We start from the raw sequence: 16646 nt of genomic DNA, 5'->3' as shown, positions 1-16646 counted from the left end.
GGGCCCGCTCCCGAAGTCGCCGGATGCCCCGCCAGATCGACCCGGATGCGGCCGGTCGGCCTCGTCCGCGTGCTCCGGGCCACCCCTCGGCCGCGTAGCGCCCCGCCGCCGCGCGGCCGATCCCGCCGTCACCGGCCCCCCTCGTCGAGCGCATGCCGCCCGGGGGAGGGCCTCACCGGAATCGGACCGAGGGGTTTCCCATGCTTGCCTTCGCACCTCTGCACGACGCTGTCGGCGCCGCCGGCAGCGCGCTGTCCTGGCTCACCGAACTGCTCGAACCGCTGGCCGGCGGTGCGGCGACCGCCGCCGCCATCGTGCTCTTCACCATCGCCGTCCGCCTGCTGATCTCGCCGCTGACCGTCGCGCAGGTCCGCGGCGAGCGGCGCCGCGCGGCGCTCGCCCCACAGGTGCGTGACCTCCAGCAGCGGTACGCCGACGACCCGGCGACGCTTCAGCGCGAGGTGTTCACGTTGTACCGCGAGGCCGGCGCGAACCCGATCGCCGGCTGCCTGCCGTTGCTCCTCCAGGCACCGTTCCTGCTGGTGCTGTACCGGTTGTTCAGCACCCGCGAGGGCGGCACCGGGTTGCTGGACGAGCGGTTGGCCGGCGTGCCGCTGGGTCACCATCTCAGCGACGGGCTGACCGGCGCGGCCGGCCCGCTGTTCGGCGTACTGCTGGTGGTGTTGCTGGCGGTGGCCTGGTGGTCGTCGCGGCGGGCCCGCCGGGCGTCGGCGGCGGTGGGCACGGTGGCTGGTACGCCGACCGAGGGGCCGGGGGCGGCCACGCTCGGCCGGCTGCTGCCCCTGCTGCCGTTCACGACGGTGCTGGTGGCGCTGGTGCTGCCGCTCGCCGCGGTGATCTACCTGGTGACCACGAGCGTGTGGTCGGCCCTTGAGCAGGCGGTGCTCCGCCGCCCACAGGCGGTTCCGTCGCACCCTCTGGACAGAAACAGTTAACTGTCTTAATAATTAGCGCCAAGGTTGACGTCCATAAATGCCCGTCCGGGCCCGGAGGGTCGCATGAAACGCTCCAGATCCCTTGTCCTGTCCCTTGTCGCCGCCCTCGTGGCGACACTCGGCGCGGCCTGGGTGGCGCTGCCCGCGTACGCCGCCGGGGCCACCGCCAGCTTCGTCAAGACCGCCGAGTGGGGCTCGGGCTGGGAGGGGAAGTACACCATCACCAACGGGGGCAGCTCGACCATCAACGGCTGGAGCCTCGCCTTCGACCTGCCGTCCGGCACCACCCTCGGCAGCTACTGGGACGCGTTGCTCAGCTCCGCCGGCCAGCGGCACACCTTCACCAACCGGTCCTGGAACGGCACCATCGCCCCGGGCGCGTCGGTCTCCTTCGGCTTCCTGGCCAACGGCTCCGGCTCGCCGAGCGGCTGCCAGCTCAACGGCGCGTCCTGCGGCGGCGGCACCCCGCCCACCACGCCGCCGCCGACCACGCCACCACCGACCACGCCACCGCCGACCAGCCCGCCGCCGACCGACCCGCCCACCGGCGGGCTGCCGAAGCACCTGCTCACCGGGTACTGGCACAACTTCGACAACCCCGCCGTCGAGTTGCGGCTACGCGACGTCCCCGCTGAGTACGACCTGGTGGCGGTCGCCTTCGCCGAGGCCACCTCGACCCCCGGCGCGCTCACCTTCGGCGTCGACCCCGGACTGGCCACCGCGCTCGGCGGCTACACCGACGCGGACTTCACCGCCGACGTCCGCACCCTGCACAGCCGGGGCAAGCGGGTCATCCTCTCCGTCGGCGGCGAGACCGGCCGGGTCACCGTGAACAACGCCGCCTCGGCCACCGCGTTCGCCGACACGGCCGCCGCGCTGATCGCCCGGTACGGCTTCGACGGGATCGACATCGACCTGGAGAACGGGCTCAACCCGACGAACATGGCGCAGGCGCTGCGCGCGCTGCGGGCCAAGGTCGGATCGGGGCTGATCATCGCGATGGCGCCGCAGACCATCGACATGCAGAACCCGGCCGGCGGCTACTTCAAGCTGGCGCTCGACATCAAGGACATCCTCACCGTCGTCAACACCCAGTACTACAACTCCGGCGCGATGCTCGGCTGCGACCAGAACGCCGCGTACGGCCAGGGCACGGTGAACTTCATCGTCGCGTTGGCCTGCATCCAGTTGGAGGCCGGGCTCCGCCCCGACCAGGTCGGCCTCGGCCTGCCCGCCGGGGCGGGGGCGGCCGGTGGCGGCATCGTCGCGCCCAGCGTGGTGAACGCCGCCCTGGACTGCCTGGCCCGGGGCACCAACTGCGGGAGCTTCCGCCCGCCGCGCACCTACCCCGGCATCCGTGGCGCGATGACCTGGTCGGTGAACTGGGACGTCAGCAACGGCAACGGCTTCGCCAACACGGTGGGCCCACACCTGGACACCCTGCCCTGACCGTGCTCGCCGACGTCCGTCCTGGGCGCCGGCGGTGGGCGGCAACGCGGATCAGCGACCGGCGGTCACCGACCGCCGGTCGTCGCGCCGCCGACGCCTGCGGACCTTACGGATGACCCAGCTGACCACCATGACGACGAAGACCGCGACGATCGCGTAGTTGAACCAGTCGCTGTAGCGCTCGACGTCCTGCCAACGGCTCCCGAGCGCGTAACCGGCCCCCACGATGAGACCGTTCCACACCCCGCTGCCGATGGTGGTGAGCAGGATGAACTCGCCCAGCGGCATCCGGTTGGCCCCGGCCGGCACGGAGACCAGACTGCGGACCACCGGCACCACCCGCCCGATCAGCACCGCCCACCGACCGTGTCGCTCGAACCACTTGTCGGCCTTCTCCAGGTCGTCGCTGTCCACCAACGGGATGTGGTCCAGCCAGCGCTTGAGCCGATCCTCGCCGAGCGCCGCGCCCAGCCAGTAGAGCACCAACGCGCCGACCAGCGAGCCGACGGTCGCGGCCAGCACCACGAGGAAGACGTTGAACTTGCCCTCGTGGGCCAGGAAACCGGCGAGCGCCAGCACGACCTCGCTGGGGATCGGCGGAACGATGCTCTCCAGTGCCACCAGCAGCGCCACGCCGACCGGGCCCATCGCCTCGATCACCCCGGCCACCCAACCGGTCAACCCGGTGAACTCGGACGGGTCGCCAGCCTGGGCGTACGCCATGGTCGTCCTTCCGGTCGGCAGTCGGGGATCGGAGGGTCATACCCACCGGGGCCCGGCCTACACCTGCGGTCAGTGCTCCGGGTGCAGCGCGGTGTCCGCCGGCCCCTGCCGCCAGCCGGTGAACACCACCGTCAGACCGGCGCGGGACGGGGCGCAGCAGAACGGGCCGGCGACGGCGTCGGCCGCCGGGTCCAGTGGGGCGAGCCGGACCAGTCGCCACGGCTCGTCGTCGACCCGGGCGCGGACGGTCAGCGCGTCGCCGGCCCGGCTGACCCGGACGGTCACCTCCCGGCCCGCCCACTCCGGCACCGGTCCCACCGACCAGTCGGAGAACTCCCGGGTCACCACCGCGCCGAGCTGCACCTCGCCGTCGCTGATCTCGACACCGGCCTTGGTCCAGGTCCGCTCGTCGACGCGGACGTACGCACCGGCCTGGTCGAACTGCGCCGAGAAGTCGAGCCGGAAGCTCACCTCCATGGCGGCGCCCACCGGCAGCGGCGCCAGCAGGGCCGGACCGTTGTCGTGGACGAAGCCGTAGCTGGTCCGCCGCCAGAAGTCGCTGTCCGCGGCCGGCTCGACGACCAGCTCGCCGGCCGGGCCCTCCTCGACGCGTACCGGCGGGTGCAGCCAGGTGCCCCGGGACCAGTCCAACAGTTCGCTCGGCGGTACGAGGTCGTTCTCCATGACGGCACGGTAACCAACTCCGCCCCCCGGCCGCCGGACGGGTTTGCCGCGGTGATCATTCGGAGATGTTCCTTCGGCATGGGTGACCGTTGGTATTCCGAAGCCGTCGTCTACTGCCTCGACATCGACACGTACGCCGACTCCGACGGCGACGGGGTCGGTGACATCCGTGGGCTGATCGGGAGGCTGGACTACCTGGCCCGGCTCGGGGTGACCTGCCTGTGGCTGCACCCGATCCACCCGTCGCCCAACCGCGACGACGGCTACGACGCCACCGACTTCTACAACGTGGACCCGCGCTTCGGCACACTGGGCGACTTCGCCGAGCTGCTGCACCAGGCGCAGAACCGGGGCATCCGCGTGATCATCGACCTGGTGGTCAACCACACCTCCGACGAGCACCCGTGGTTCCAGTCCGCGCGTTCCTCGCCGGACTCGCCGTACCGGGACTGGTTCGTCTGGTCCGACACCGAACCGGACGACCGGCACCAGGGCATGGTCTTCCCCGGCGAGCAGGACGAGACCTGGAGTTACGACCGGACCGCCAAGGCATGGTTCTACCACCGGTTCTACAAGTTCCAGCCGGACCTCAACTTCGCCAACCCGCAGGTCCGGGCCGAGATCAAGAAGGTCATGTCGTTCTGGCTCCAGCTCGGCGTCTCCGGTTTCCGGATGGACGCGGTGCCGTTCATCATCGAGCTGACCGAACCGGGCAACCCGAACTCCCCGAAGGACTTCGAGTTCCTCACCGAGATGCGCCAGCACGTCCAGTGGCGTCGCGGCGACGCCGTCCTGCTGGCCGAGGCGAACGTCGAGCCGGACCAGCTACCGACGTTCTTCGGCGACGCCAGCGGTTCCGGCAACCGGATCCACATGCTCTTCGACTTCATGCTCAACGGTCGACTCATGCTCGCCCTGGCCCGCGAGGACCCGGAGTCGCTGATCGAGGCGCTCCGCGACACCCCGAAGCTGCCGGTCGGCGGGCAGTGGGCCACCTTCCTGCGCAACCACGACGAGATCGACCTGTCCCGGTTGACGACCGAACAGCGCAACCAGGTGTACGCGCAGTTCGGCCCGGACGAGAACATGCGCATCTACGACCGGGGCATCCGGCGCCGGCTCGCCCCGATGCTCGGCAACGACCGGCGGCGCGTCGAGCTGGCGTACGCCCTCCAGTTCTCCATGCGCGGCACGCCGGTGCTGCGCTACGGCGAGGAGATCGGGATGGGCGAGGACCTGTCGCTGCGGGGTCGGGACGCGATCCGTACCCCGATGCAGTGGTCGTACCAGCCGAATGCCGGCTTCTCCACGGCGGACCCGGAGAAGCTCGTCCGCCCGGTGATCGACAAGGGTGAGTTCGGCTACCAGAACGTCAACGTCACCGCCCAGCGGAGCGACCCCAAGTCGCTGCTCGCCTGGTTCGAGCGCATGATCCGTACGCTGCGGGAGGCCCCGGAGGTCGGCTCCGGCTCGACGACCCACATCGACGTGGCGATGCCGGCCGGAGTGCTCGCGCACCGGGCCGACGGGCCGACCGGGACGATGGTCTTCGTGCACAACCTGGGCACCGAGGACGTCGAGGTCGACCTCAGCAGCCTCGAGCCGGAGGCCGACCTGCCGATCGACGTGCTCGCCGACCGTGGCTACGGAGAGTTGGGCAAGCTCGGCGCGGTGAAGGTCTCCGGTCACGGATACCGGTGGATTCGCCTATGCCGAGGGTCGGCCTGTTGACGTTAAGCTCCTCCGATCGACCCCACGTTACCGGGAGGTAATCATGTCGGAGGAGCCCCGCGTCGCCATCGTCACCGGAGCCGCACGCGGCATCGGCGCGGCCACCGCCCGACGGCTGGCCGCCGACGGAATGGCCGTCGCCGTGGTCGACATCGAGGAGGCGGCCACCAAGGAGACGGTGGACGCCATCGCCGCCGCCGGTGGCCAGGCGCTCGGGGTGGGCGCCGACGTGTCCGACCGGGACCAGGTCGAGGCGGCGGTGAGCCGGGTCGCCGCCGAGCTGGGCGCGCCCACCGTGCTGGTCAACAACGCCGGCGTGCTCCGCGACAACCTGCTGTTCAAGATGACCAACGCTGACTGGGACACGGTGATGGGGGTGCACCTGCGCGGCGCGTTCCTGTTCAGCCAGGCCGCCCAGAAACACATGGTGGACCGGAAGTGGGGGCGGATCGTCAACCTCTCCAGCACCTCCGCGCTGGGCAACCGGGGCCAGGCGAACTACGCCGCCGCCAAGGCCGGTCTACAGGGCTTCACCAAGACGCTCGCCATCGAGCTGGGCCCGTTCGGGGTGACCGTGAACGCGGTCGCACCCGGCTTCATCGTCACCGACATGACCGCGGCCACCGCCGCCCGCATGAAGGTCGACTTCGACGACTTCCAGAAGCACGCCGCCGCCGAGATCCCGGTCCGTCGCCCGGGCCGTCCGGAGGACGTCGCCCACACCATCTCGTTCCTGGCGAGCGAGGGCGCCGGCTTCGTCTCCGGTCAGGTCATCTACGTCGCGGGCGGCCCACGGGACTGACCCGTACCCCCGACGAGGGCGCTCCGGCACCTGCCGGCGGCGCCCTCGTCGCCGTTTCAGGCGGCGGCGCGGCCGGTGTACGGCGGGTCAGGCGGGTGCGCGGCGGGTGCGCCAGAGCCAGATCAGGCCGAGCACCGGCAGCACCAGCGGGATGTAGCCGTACCCGCTGCCGAACTGCGACCAGACCGTCTCGTCCGGGAAGAGCTCCTTGTCGACCAGGCTCAGGATGCCGACCGCGACCACCCCGACCAGCTCCACCGAGCAGCACGCCAGCGCGACCCGTCGGCCGGTGTGCCCTGCGCGGGCCAAACCCACCGCCGCCACGATGTAGATGAGCGCGGCCACCCCGGAGAGCAGGTACGCCACCGGCGCCTCGTCGAACTTGGTGGCGAGTTGCAGACCCGCCCGACTCGTCGCCGCGATGGCGAAGAGCAGGTAGACCGCGATCAGCAGCCGACCCGGGCCGGAGTTCGTACGCCGCTGGGTCGGTCGGGTCTCAACCACCGAGCACCTCCCAGGTCTGCTGCAACCGGACCACCACCACCGGGGCCACCAGGCAGACCGCGCACACGATCGCCGAGCCCCAGCGGGTCGGTTCCATCCGGGCCAGCACCCAGGCCAGTGGCGGCAGGCACACCAGCGTGACCAGGTAGCCGTAGAAGGCGCCGGGCTCGCCGGGCTGATCCCCGCCGCCGACCGCGACGAGCGCCAGCACGCTCAACACCAGCAACGCCACTTCGAGTACGGCCAGACCGACGAACTGCACCCGGTCCGGCGGCCGGTGGCGTACCGCCGCCACCAGCGCCCACACCGCCACGAGCAGCGACAGCACGATCGACAGCGTCGCGACGATCCCATCCACCGGCGAGTCGGCGCCCACGCTGGTCACCGGCACCACCCGGTCGTTGCCTCGGTCACCGGCACAGCCTACTAACCGTCGTAGTAAACGGGCGCCCTGCCTCTCCGGGTGTGACTCGCGCCCGTGCCCACGCTTCTCGAACGGGCATCAGTCGCCTGCTTGCAGCCAGTAGACGGAGACGGCGAGGAGCGGGTCCGGTCCGTCGTTCCGAATCTGGTGCGGCACCCTGCTGTCGAACGCCGCGACGTCTCCGGCCCCCAGGACGACCGTCTGGTCGGCGAACGTCAGGGTTCCGCTTCCGGACACGATGATCCACACCTCACGAGACCGGTGGACGTCGAGGTCATTGGACGTGTTCGGGGCCACCGACCAGCGGGCAACCTCGAACGGAGCGGGCGCTGTCGACGGAAACGGCAGCAGCGCGCGGTGCACGGGGCCGCCCTCGGCGAAGTCGTACCAGTGTTCAAACGTCGCGACACCGCTGGTCGTCACTGGACCGCTGGTCATCGCTGGATTCGTGCTCGGCATGTCGTCGAGACTGCCTCGCCGTACCCGGTGTGTCTGGCGGCAATCGGACCTGGCGCTACCGGGAGCGGCGCGGACGGTGCCGGCAGGCCACGAGCGGGCCGCTGCACCGACGGCCGGCCGCACGGGTAGCTCCACCACCCGACCCGGAAACGGAGGTGAGCTGCTTCGATTGGTCGAACCCGCCGCCGTCATGACCGCCGGGGCGACTAGCGTGGATCACGTCCGTGGCGTTGCCACGGTGCGGGAAACAGCGGAGGTACACGTGCTGCGGTTCGGTTTGTTCGGCACCGGTCACTGGGCGATCGAGACGCACGGGAAGGCGCTGCACGCACATCCCGACGCGGAGTTGGTCGGAGTGTGGGGTCGCAACCCGGAGCGGGCCTCCGCGCTGGCCGAACGGTACGGGGTGCCCGCGTACGCCGACGTCGACGCGCTGATCGAGCAGTGCGAGGCGGTCGCCGTCGCCCTGCCGCCGGACATCCAGGCCGACATCGCGGTCCGGGCGGCCCGCGCCGGCCGGCACCTGCTGCTGGACAAGCCGCTGGCGCTCAGCGTGGCCGACGCCGACCGCGTGGTGGCCGCCGCCGACGAGTCCGGGGTCGCCTCGGTCGTCTTCTTCACCCAGCGGTTCCAGCCGAACGTGACCGCGTTCCTCGCCGCCACCGCCGCCGCCGGGGGCTGGCAGCACGGCCGGACCACCGCGTTCGCCTCGATCTTCCAGGACGGCAGCCCGTACGGCGGCTCATTGTGGCGCCGGGAGCACGGGGCGCTCTGGGACATCGCCCCGCACGCGCTCTCGATCCTCCTGCCGGTGCTGGGCCGGGTGACGCAGGTGGCGGCGATGGACGGACCGAACGGGATGGTGCACCTGCTGCTCACCCACGAGGGTGGCGCCACGAGCAGCGCCTCGCTCTCCCTGGACGCCCCGACCGAGTCGATGGCCCGGGAGTTCGTCTTCTACGGCGAGAACGGCATCGAGAACGTCCCGTTCGGCGAGAACGACGCCGCCACCGCGTTCGGCGTCGCCATCGACCAGCTCGTCGAGCAGGTGCGGGCCGGCACCCGGGACCACCGCTGCGACGTCCGCTTCGGCCGCGAGGTCGTCACCATCCTCGCCGCCGCCGAAACAGCCCGAACCGAATCCCGCACCATCCCCGTCCCCCTCCCCCTCCCCTAACCCCCTCCCCTAACCCCCTCACCCCACCCCCACCAGCCCGGGTTGATCAAGAGGTTCGCGTCACGACACGCCGCGCGGCATGACGCAAACTTCTTGATCACCGGGTGGTTGGGCCGGGGCCGGGGCTGGGGCGGGGCTGGGCTGGGCTGGGTGGGTCAGGTGGGGGTGGTTAGGGCGGCGTTCAGTTCGTCTGGGGAGTTGAACTGGTCGGGTGGCAGTGCTTGCAGCATTTGGAGCATTGCGGTGCTGGCGCCGTTCTCCTGTCCCCAGCGGATCAGGTCCTCCCGCGAGACCGGGTAGTCGAGCCCGGCCAGGTACTCCTGCAACTGAACCCCGGTGACGGTCATGTCGGCCGGCTACCCGCTCGCGGTGGTCGTACACCGGTCTGGGTGGCACCCACGACGGCCCGGCGGCCGGCGTGTCGGCCCGCGACGCGCCCACGGTTTGCCGCAGCGGCGGCCGGGTAGCCGCTGGCATGCTGGTTCAGCGGCTCGGCGCGCCGAGCGATTTCGACCCGTTGCTGGAGCGCGTCCGGAACGCCCGGGTGGTGATGATCGGTGAGTCCACCCACGGCAGTTACGACTACTACCGGTTGCGTGAGCAGCTCACCCGCCGACTGATCGCGGAGTGCGGCTTCTCCTTCGTCGCCGTGGAGGGTGACTGGCCCGACTGTGATCGGGTGCACCGGTCGGTGACGGCCGCCCCGGGCGGCGCCCTCGAACCGCAGCTCGCGCTCCACCAGTTTGAGCGATGGCCGACCTGGATGTGGGCCAATGCCGAGGTGGCCCGGTTCACCAGCTGGCTGCGCGCCTGGAACGTGGAGCGGCCGGAGGAGCAACGGGCCGGGTTCCACGGGCTCGACGTGTACAGCCTCTGGGAGTCGATGCAGGCGATCTTCGACTACCTGGGGGAGGAGGACCCGAAGTCGCTGGAGGCGGCGCAGGACGCGTACCGGTGTTTCGAGCCGTACGGCAAGAGGGTCGAGGAGTACGGCGCGGCCAGCCGGTTCGTCTCCGCCCGCTGCGAGGAGGAGGTCGTCCGGTTGCTCGCCCGGACCCGCGAACACGCCCTCTCCGACGGCCCGGACCGCTTCTCGGCCTGGCAGAACGCGGAGGTGGTGGCCGGGGCCGAGCGCTACTACCGGGCGATGGTGGCCGGGGGGCCGGACTCGTGGAACATCCGCGACACCCACATGCAGGACACCCTGGACCGGCTGCTGGACCGGTACGGCCCCGACGCCCGGGGTGTCGTCTGGGCGCACAACACGCACGTCGGGGACGCGCGGGCCACCGACATGGCCGCCGACGGGATGGTCAACATTGGTCAGTTGGCCCGGGAGCGGCACGGCGAGGACGCGGTGGCCCTGGTCGGCTTCGGCAGCTACCGGGGCACGACGATCGCGGCACCCCGCTGGGGTTCGCCGCCCGAGGCGATGGTGGTTCCCCCGGCCCGGGAGGGATCGATCGAGCGGCGGCTGCACGAGCTGATGCCGGAGCGGGCGGTGCTGATCTTCGGTGGCGACGACCAGCCGGGCTGGGTCACCGACACCGTGGACCACCGGGCGATCGGGGTCGTCTACGACCCGTCGTTCGAGTCCTGGGGCAACTACGTGCCCACCCGGCTCGGCGACCGGTACGACGCCTTCATCTGGTGCGACGACACCACGGCCCTGCACCCGCTACCGGTGCCCGCGCTCCCCGGTGAGATGGAGACCTATCCGGCGGGTGTCTGACCGCGTCGGCTGCGTCGATCCCGTCGGCTGCGTCGATCACGGAGTTGTGGTGCTGGACGAAGGCCTCTGATCGGGGCACGACGGGCACCACAACTCCATGATCGACCGGGTGGGGCGTGGGACAGGGGGTCAGACCCGGGCTGGGGTCTGCTCCTCCAGGTGGGTGCGCAGGCCCTCGCCTTCGATGTCCACGTTGGGCAGGGCGCGGTCGAGCCAGCGGGGCAGCCACCAGGCACGGTCGCCGAGGAGGGACATCACCGCCGGGACGATGGTCATCCGGACCACGAACGCGTCGATGGCGACGCCGACGGCGAGCGCGAAGCCCATCGACTTGATCACCGGGTCCTCCAGGAAGACGAAGCCCCCGAAGACCGAGATCATGATCAGCGCGGCGGCCGTGACCACCCGGGCGCCGTGCCCCATGCCGCTGATGGTGGCCTGTCGGGCCGTCTCACCGTGGACGAAGTCCTCCCGCATCCGGGACACCAGGAACACCTCGTAGTCCATGGCGAGCCCGAACAGGATGCCGATGAGCAGGATCGGCAGGAAGCTGATCAGCGGGCCGGGCGTGTCCAGGCCGACGAGGTCGGCGAGGTGCCCCTGCTGGAAGACGGCCACCGTGATGCCGAACGTGGCGGCGACGGTGAGCAGGAAGCCCAGCGCTGCCTTGACCGGCACCAGCAGTGAGCGGAACACCAGCATCAGCAGCAGCACCGAGAGGCCGACCACCAGCAACAGGTAGATCGGTAGCGCGTCGGAGAGCTTCTCGGAGACGTCGATGCCGATGGCGGTCACGCCGGTGAGCAGCACCTCCGCGTCGGGGATCCCGCTCACCGCGCCACGGATGTCGTGCACCAGGGTCTCGGTGGCCTCGTCGGTCGGGCCGGTCTTCGGCACCACGCCGAGCAGCGCGGTCCGGCCGTCCGGGCTGAGCTGTGGCGGTGCCACCGCGAGGACGTTCTCGGTGCGCTGGAGCAGGGCGGTGACCTGCGGCACGGCGGCCGAGGTGGCCTGTGGCGTGTCACCGGCGACCACCACCGCGAGCCGGCCGGTGAAGCCCGGTCCGAAGCCCTCGACGGTCAGGTCGTTCGCCACCCGGGCCGGTGAGCCGACGGCGGCCGTCGCGGCGCCCGGCAGCGCCAGCCGCATGTCCGGCGTGGGCAGCGCGAGCAGCCCCAGGCCGAGCAGGCCGACCAGGATGACAGGTACGCGGAACCGGGTGACCAGTCGCGCCCAGCGGAAGCCGAACCGGTTGCGCTCTTCGGTCGTGGTCGGCCGCGCGGTCGGCCGGTCGGTGACGTCGGTGTCGTCCTCGTCAGCGGCGGTGCCGTCGGTGGGAACGGAGCGCAGCCGGCGGGGGAGCACCCGGCGACCGGCGAAGCCGAGCAGCGCCGGCTGGAGGGTGATGGCGACGAGTACGGCGACGGTGACCGTGCCGGCGGCGGCCAGACCCATCACGGTGAGGAACGGGATGTCCACCACGGCGAGCCCGGCCAGGGCGATGACCACGGTGGCACCGGCGAAGACCACGGCGGAGCCGGCGGTGCCCACGGCCCGGCCGACCGCCTCCTCCGGGGACAGGCCGTCGAGCAGGTTCTGCCGGTGCCGGGAGGTGATGAAGAGTGAGTAGTCGATGCCGACCGCGAGACCGAGCATCAGCGCCAGGATCGGTGCGGTGCTGGTGAGCTGGACGACGCCGCTCAGCGCGAACAGTCCGGCCATGCCGGCGCCCACGCCGATCAGCGCGTTGAGCATCGTCATGCCGGCGGCGACCAGGGAACCGAACGTGATGATCAGGACGATCGCGGCGACCAGGACGCCGAGCGCCTCGGTGGAGCCGATCTCCGGCTCGCCGCCGAGCACCTCACCGCCGGGGGCGACCTGCCAGCCCTGTGCCTTGGCCGCCGCGCCAACCTGCTCGTACGCGGTGCGCTGCGCGTCGGTCACGTCGTCCCCGCCGGTGGCGAACTGGACCTGGACCAGCGCGTACCGGCCGTTGGGTGAGACCGCGCCGACCTGGAGCGGGTTGACCGCACCGACCACCCCGGGCAGTGTCGATGCCTGCTGAACCAGCTCCTGCACCACGGCCTGACCCTGCGGGGTGGCCAGTTGGCCGTCGGCGGGCGCCTTGACCGCGATGGTGCCGGTGGCGCCGCTGGCCGCGGGGAACTGGTCGGCCAGCAGGTCGAGCGCGCGCTGGCTCTCGGTGCCGGGCATGGTGAAGTTGCTCGCCGTCGGGCCGCGCAGGGTCGCGGCGGCCAGGCCGGCGACGACGAGTACGACGAGCCAGAGCGCGACGACGAGTCGTCGCCGGCGCAACGCGCCCCGGCCGAGCCGGTAGAGCAGGGTGGCCATCAGCAGTCCTTGTCCTCGGTCGTGGGTGGATGGGGCAGGGGTGCGTCGACGGGTTCGACGGCCCGCCGGGCGAGGGTGAGCAGGGCGGGGCGCAGTTCGTCGTCGGGGATGTCGACGAACTCGGCGCACGCCTCGGAGATGCCGGCGAGCAGCACCAGCGCGGCGATCCGGGCGCCCGGCCGGTCGGAGTGCCCGGCCAGCGCGTCCCGTAGCCGATCGGAGATCTGCTGGATGTGCGCGAAGGCCGGCTGGCACAGCAGCTCCGGGAACTCGCCGCGCAGTACGGCGATCTCCTGCCGGAACCGGACCGCGAGGTCGACGAAGCCCTGCGCGGCGACCTCCTGGGCGGCCGCTCCGGTCAGGCCGTTGAGCTGGTCGTCGAGGCTGCGGAGCACCTCGATCGCGGGGGCCATCAGCTCGGCGAGCAGGGCTTCCTTGTTGGCGAAGTGGTAGAGCACGGTGGCCTTGGAGCAGCCGACCTCCCGGGCGATGTCCTGCAGCGAGGTGCCCCGGTAGCCGGTCACCGTGAACTGCCGCGCCGCCGCGGCGAGGATCTCGCCGTGCGTGTCGGGTACCGCTCTGACCATGCCCGGTCCACCTCCCGCAGACCAGCATGCCTGACCGATCGGTCAGACCCTGACCGATCGGTCAGACGGAAGCGGTGGCGTTCACCACACCCCGGCCGGGTTCAACCGGCGTGCTGGGCGTCGTACCTGGTCCGTGCCTCGGCGATGGCCCGGCGGTGCCGCTCGGCCCAGCTGGTCAGCGCGACCAGTGACTCGTAGAGCTCCAGCGCCATCGGGCTGGCGGTGTATTCGACCTTGGGCGGGACGGTCGGGTAGACCGTGCGGTGCAGCAGGCCGTCCCGTTCCAGGTTGCGCAGCGTGAGCGTGAGCATCCGGCGGCTGATCCCCTCGATGTGCCGCTCCAGTTCGGTGAAGCGCACCGGCCCGTGCGAGGCGGCCACCAGGATGCCGATGCTCCACTTGCCGCCGACCCGGTCGAGCACCTCGCGGACGGTGCACGCCCGAGCCTGACCCGGGGTGAACGGCACGTTCTCGGCCGCGCAGGTCAGCTCGGCCGCGACCAGCGCGGACACATCGCTGTTCCTCTGGGACATCAAAGTGCCTCCTTCCGCTCCGGTTCATGGTCACAGACGATGACCTCGGTAACAAACCATGCACCAAGGAGGGTTCTCGTGGAGCCTGTCGTCCCGTCCCGCTGGCCGGCGCTGCTGGTGCTCTGCGCCGGCAGTCTGATGATCATCCTGGATGGCACCGTCGTCGCGGTGGCGCTGCCCGCCGTGCAACGCGACCTGGGCTTCACCGCCGCCGGCCTGGCCTGGGTGGTGAACGCCTACCTGGTCGCGTTCGGCGGGCTGCTGCTGCTCGCCGGCCGGCTCGGCGACCTGCTGGGCCGACGGCGGGTCTTCCTGGCCGGCGTCGCGCTGTTCACCCTGGCCTCGCTGGCCTGCGCGGTCGCCACCGGGCCGGCCCTGCTGGTGGGCGCGCGGTTCGGGCAGGGCGTCGGCGGCGCCTTGGCCATGGCGGTCAGCCTCGGCATGATCGTCCGGCTCTATCCCGAAGCCGCCGAACGGGCCCGCGCCATCGCCGTCTTCAGCTTCACCGGCGCGGCCGGCGCGTCGGTCGGCACCGTCGCCGGCGGGGTGCTCACCCAGGCCGCCGGGTGGCGGACGATCTTCCTGGTCAACGTGCCGATCGGGGCGGCCATCCTGATCGCGGCCCTCCGCCGGCTGCCGGCCGAACAGGGGATCGGCCTGCGCGCCGGCCTGGACCTGCCCGGCGCGCTGCTCGCCACCGCCGGCCTGATGGCCGCCGTGTTGGCCATCGTGGGAACGGGGGAGCACGGCTGGACCAGCCCCCGGACGCTCGGTGCGACGGCCCTCGCGGCGCTGCTGCTCGGCGGGTTCGCGCTGCGCCAACGGGTGGCCGCGGCCCCGCTGGTGCCGTCCCGGGTGCTGCGCGTCCCGGGTCTGGTGGCGGCGAACGCCGTGCAGTTCCTGATGGTCTGCGCGTACTTCGGGTTCCAGTTCCTGCTCGCCGTAGAACTGCAACTGGTGCTGGGGCTGGACGCCGCCGCGACCGGCTGGGCCTTCCTGCCGACCCCGGTCGTGATCGCCGTGGTCTCGCTCGGCCTGGCCGGTCGGATGATCGCCCGCTTCGGTGCCCGGATGGTTCTGCTGGTCGGGCTCGGCCTGGCGACTGTCGGCTTCCTCCTGCTCGCCCGGCTGCCCGCCGACGGCGCCTACGTCGCGGACGTACTCCCCGCGATGCTGGTGTTCGGGGTGGCCGGCGGCCTGACCCTGCCGGCGGTCACCACCCTGGCGATGGCCGGCGCGACCGACACGGACGCCGGTCTCGCCTCCGGCCTGGCCAACACCACCCAACAGGTCGGCGGCGCGGTCGGCCTGGCCGCGCTGGCCACCCTGGCCGCCGCCCGCAGCGACGGGTTACGGGCCGACGGGTGGGCCGAGACCGCCGCGCTCGCCGGCGGCTACCGGACGGCGTTCGCCGTGGCCGCCGGTCTCGTGGTCGCCGCGTGGCTGGTGGCGCTGACCACCCTGCCCCGACGCTCGGCCGGGCCGTCGTCGGTCGCCGAGACGTCGGGCCCGGCCGCAGCGGATGCCGGAATTGATCCGTACCGAAGCGCCGCGTCCGGTTGACCGACGGCACCGGGGCCGGGAGGGTGGTCGGGTGAGCGAGGCTGACGAGACCCGGGACGGCGTGGCCCTGACCAACCTGGACCAGCCGCTGTCCGACCGCGACGACGCGACGAAGCGTGATCTGGTCGACTACCTCGACGCGGTCCGGGACCGGATCCTCCCGCAGTTGCGGGGTCGGCCGCTGTCGGTGATCCGGGTCCGTCCCGGTCAGCCGCCGTTCATGCAGAAGAACCTGCCCCGCTACACCCCGGACTGGGTCCGTCGGGCGCCGGTCTGGGCCGAGGCGTCGCACCGGGAGATCTCGTACGCCCTCTGCGACGACCGCCGCACCCTGCTCTGGTTCGCCAACCAGCGGGCGGTGGAATACCACCCGACACTCGCCACGACGGCGGATCTGCACCGCCCGACCCACCTGATCCTCGACCTGGACCCACCGGACGGCGACGGGTTCCGCGCGGCGGTCGACGCGGCCCTGCTGGTCCGCCAGGCGCTCGCCGACGCCGGCCTGGCCGGTGCGGTCAAGACCAGCGGCGCCAAGGGCGTGCACGTCTTCGTCCCGGTGACCGACGAACCCACGGCCGAGGAGTTGGCCGCCGCCACCCGGGCGCTCGCCGTTCGCGCCGAGCGGCTCGACCCGGCGCTGGCCACCACGGCGTACATCAAGGAGGACCGGGGTGGCCGGGTCTTCGTGGACGCCACCCGCGCGGGCGGGGCGACCGTCGCGGCCGTGTACAGCCCCCGGCTGCGCCCCGGGATGCCTGTCTCGTTCCCGGTCGCCTGGGCCGACCTGACCGAGGTGACCCCCGCCGACTTCACCATCCGGACCGCGCCCGCCCTGCTCGCCGACGGCGACCCGTGGGCCGCACTGATGCCGGCCCCGCAGTCGCTCCCCGCCGACCTGGTGGCCGAGGGCCGGACCATCCCGGTGGCCCGGGTCCAGGCCATGCACGAGGGCAAGCGTCGGGCC

Annotated in this window: 18 protein-coding genes; 9 read left to right on the top strand and 9 right to left on the bottom strand. The window is 71.9% G+C overall.

The window, feature by feature from the left end; genetic code table 11:
• The 3 genes from PSH25_RS33500 to PSH25_RS33490 all read left to right on the top strand — a co-directional run.
• Positions 1-98, top strand: a 98-nt coding sequence (locus PSH25_RS33500; protein ID WP_274528318.1) for a DUF6412 domain-containing protein, incomplete at its 5' end; no start/stop codon positions are given.
• Positions 99-200: 102 nt separating this feature from the next.
• Positions 201-956, top strand: a complete 756-nt coding sequence (locus PSH25_RS33495) for a YidC/Oxa1 family membrane protein insertase (RefSeq protein WP_238662868.1) — start codon at positions 201-203, stop codon at positions 954-956.
• A gap of 63 nt (positions 957-1019) precedes the next feature.
• Positions 1020-2405: a chitinase gene (locus PSH25_RS33490; RefSeq protein WP_238662867.1), complete on the top strand. Its 1386-nt coding sequence runs from the start codon at positions 1020-1022 to the stop codon at positions 2403-2405.
• Positions 2406-2456: 51 nt separating this feature from the next.
• Here the strand turns inward: PSH25_RS33490 and PSH25_RS33485 are convergent, their stop codons facing one another.
• Both PSH25_RS33485 and PSH25_RS33480 read right to left on the bottom strand, forming a co-directional pair.
• Complete coding sequence (locus PSH25_RS33485; protein ID WP_238662866.1) at positions 2457-3128, bottom strand: DedA family protein; 672 nt, start codon at positions 3126-3128, stop codon at positions 2457-2459.
• Positions 3129-3197: 69 nt separating this feature from the next.
• Positions 3198-3812 (bottom strand): DUF1349 domain-containing protein, encoded by a 615-nt coding sequence (locus PSH25_RS33480; RefSeq protein WP_238662865.1) that lies wholly within the window; start codon positions 3810-3812, stop codon positions 3198-3200.
• Between the two features lie 78 nt (positions 3813-3890).
• Here PSH25_RS33480 and PSH25_RS33475 point away from each other — a divergent pair, with 78 nt between their 5' ends.
• Complete coding sequence (locus tag PSH25_RS33475) at positions 3891-5543, top strand: alpha-amylase family protein (protein WP_238662864.1); 1653 nt, start codon at positions 3891-3893, stop codon at positions 5541-5543.
• A 43-nt stretch (positions 5544-5586) separates the two neighbouring features.
• Positions 5587-6345 carry a 3-oxoacyl-ACP reductase FabG gene (gene fabG, locus PSH25_RS33470; protein ID WP_238662863.1) on the top strand — a complete coding sequence of 253 codons (759 nt, stop codon included), beginning with the start codon at positions 5587-5589 and terminating at the stop codon, positions 6343-6345.
• 87 nt (positions 6346-6432) lie between these two features.
• On the opposite strand, the gene PSH25_RS33465 is transcribed toward fabG, so the two are convergent.
• The 3 genes from PSH25_RS33465 to PSH25_RS33455 all read right to left on the bottom strand — a co-directional run bounded on the left by PSH25_RS33465 (position 6433) and on the right by PSH25_RS33455 (position 7711).
• Positions 6433-6849 carry a hypothetical protein gene (locus PSH25_RS33465; RefSeq protein WP_238662862.1) on the bottom strand — a complete coding sequence of 139 codons (417 nt, stop codon included), beginning with the start codon at positions 6847-6849 and terminating at the stop codon, positions 6433-6435.
• Positions 6842-7234, bottom strand: a complete 393-nt coding sequence (locus tag PSH25_RS33460) for a hypothetical protein (RefSeq protein ID WP_238662861.1) — start codon at positions 7232-7234, stop codon at positions 6842-6844. The genes PSH25_RS33465 and PSH25_RS33460 overlap by 8 nt, the downstream gene beginning before the upstream one ends.
• 117 nt (positions 7235-7351) lie before the next feature.
• Positions 7352-7711 carry a cupin domain-containing protein gene (locus PSH25_RS33455; protein WP_238662860.1) on the bottom strand — a complete coding sequence of 120 codons (360 nt, stop codon included), beginning with the start codon at positions 7709-7711 and terminating at the stop codon, positions 7352-7354.
• Between the two features lie 283 nt (positions 7712-7994).
• On the opposite strand from PSH25_RS33455, the gene PSH25_RS33450 reads away from it, so the two are divergent.
• Positions 7995-8909 (top strand): Gfo/Idh/MocA family protein, encoded by a 915-nt coding sequence (locus PSH25_RS33450; RefSeq protein WP_238662859.1) that lies wholly within the window; start codon positions 7995-7997, stop codon positions 8907-8909.
• Positions 8910-9064: 155 nt separating this feature from the next.
• Here PSH25_RS33450 and PSH25_RS33445 read toward each other — a convergent pair whose 3' ends face one another.
• Entirely contained in the window at positions 9065-9256 is a 192-nt protein-coding gene (locus tag PSH25_RS33445) for a DUF2795 domain-containing protein (protein ID WP_124815096.1), read from the bottom strand.
• Between the two features lie 128 nt (positions 9257-9384).
• On the opposite strand from PSH25_RS33445, the gene PSH25_RS33440 reads away from it, so the two are divergent.
• Positions 9385-10641, top strand: coding sequence for an erythromycin esterase family protein (locus PSH25_RS33440; protein ID WP_238662858.1), 1257 nt, complete (start codon positions 9385-9387; stop codon positions 10639-10641).
• 129 nt (positions 10642-10770) lie between these two features.
• Here the strand turns inward: PSH25_RS33440 and PSH25_RS33435 are convergent, their stop codons facing one another.
• From PSH25_RS33435 to PSH25_RS33425, 3 genes are all read right to left on the bottom strand, one after another.
• Positions 10771-12996, bottom strand: coding sequence for an MMPL family transporter (locus tag PSH25_RS33435; protein ID WP_238662857.1), 2226 nt, complete (start codon positions 12994-12996; stop codon positions 10771-10773).
• A complete protein-coding gene (locus PSH25_RS33430) occupies positions 12996-13583 on the bottom strand; it encodes a TetR/AcrR family transcriptional regulator (RefSeq protein WP_238662856.1) in 588 nt (195 codons plus the stop codon). Before PSH25_RS33430 ends, PSH25_RS33435 begins: the two co-directional genes overlap by 1 nt.
• Before the next feature lie 101 nt (positions 13584-13684).
• The gene (locus PSH25_RS33425; RefSeq protein WP_238662855.1) at positions 13685-14119 is read right to left on the bottom strand and encodes a winged helix-turn-helix transcriptional regulator; all 435 of its coding nucleotides are present in this window, start codon (positions 14117-14119) and stop codon (positions 13685-13687) included.
• A gap of 75 nt (positions 14120-14194) precedes the next feature.
• On the opposite strand from PSH25_RS33425, the gene PSH25_RS33420 reads away from it, so the two are divergent.
• Together PSH25_RS33420 and PSH25_RS33415 are read left to right on the top strand one after the other, a co-directional pair.
• Entirely contained in the window at positions 14195-15679 is a 1485-nt protein-coding gene (locus PSH25_RS33420; protein ID WP_238662854.1) for an MFS transporter, read from the top strand.
• A 31-nt stretch (positions 15680-15710) separates the two neighbouring features.
• A partial coding sequence (locus PSH25_RS33415) for a DNA polymerase domain-containing protein (RefSeq protein WP_238662853.1) occupies positions 15711-16646 on the top strand: 936 nt, incomplete at its 3' end.

Source organism: Micromonospora foliorum (assembly GCF_022229015.1).
GTDB classification, from domain to species: Bacteria; Actinomycetota; Actinomycetes; order Mycobacteriales; family Micromonosporaceae; genus Micromonospora; species Micromonospora foliorum.
The sequence above is the reverse complement of the archived record's forward strand: the minus strand, read 5'-3'. Positions and strand labels throughout refer to the sequence as shown.

Bases quoted from the DNA above. Each gene is read 5' to 3' on its own strand.
- PSH25_RS33435 (WP_238662857.1), bottom strand. From the start codon at position 12,996: ATGGCCACCCTGCTCTACCGGCTCGGCCGGGGCGCGTTGCGCCGGCGA.
- PSH25_RS33485 (WP_238662866.1), bottom strand. From the start codon at position 3,128: ATGGCGTACGCCCAGGCTGGCGACCCGTCCGAGTTCACCGGGTTGACC.
- fabG (WP_238662863.1), top strand. From the start codon at position 5,587: ATGTCGGAGGAGCCCCGCGTCGCCATCGTCACCGGAGCCGCACGCGGC.
- PSH25_RS33480 (WP_238662865.1), bottom strand. From the start codon at position 3,812: ATGGAGAACGACCTCGTACCGCCGAGCGAACTGTTGGACTGGTCCCGG.
- PSH25_RS33430 (WP_238662856.1), bottom strand. From the start codon at position 13,583: ATGGTCAGAGCGGTACCCGACACGCACGGCGAGATCCTCGCCGCGGCG.
- PSH25_RS33455 (WP_238662860.1), bottom strand. From the start codon at position 7,711: ATGACCAGCGGTCCAGTGACGACCAGCGGTGTCGCGACGTTTGAACAC.
- PSH25_RS33475 (WP_238662864.1), top strand. From the start codon at position 3,891: ATGGGTGACCGTTGGTATTCCGAAGCCGTCGTCTACTGCCTCGACATC.
- PSH25_RS33495 (WP_238662868.1), top strand. From the start codon at position 201: ATGCTTGCCTTCGCACCTCTGCACGACGCTGTCGGCGCCGCCGGCAGC.
- PSH25_RS33490 (WP_238662867.1), top strand. From the start codon at position 1,020: ATGAAACGCTCCAGATCCCTTGTCCTGTCCCTTGTCGCCGCCCTCGTG.
- PSH25_RS33440 (WP_238662858.1), top strand. From the start codon at position 9,385: ATGCTGGTTCAGCGGCTCGGCGCGCCGAGCGATTTCGACCCGTTGCTG.
- PSH25_RS33445 (WP_124815096.1), bottom strand. From the start codon at position 9,256: ATGACCGTCACCGGGGTTCAGTTGCAGGAGTACCTGGCCGGGCTCGAC.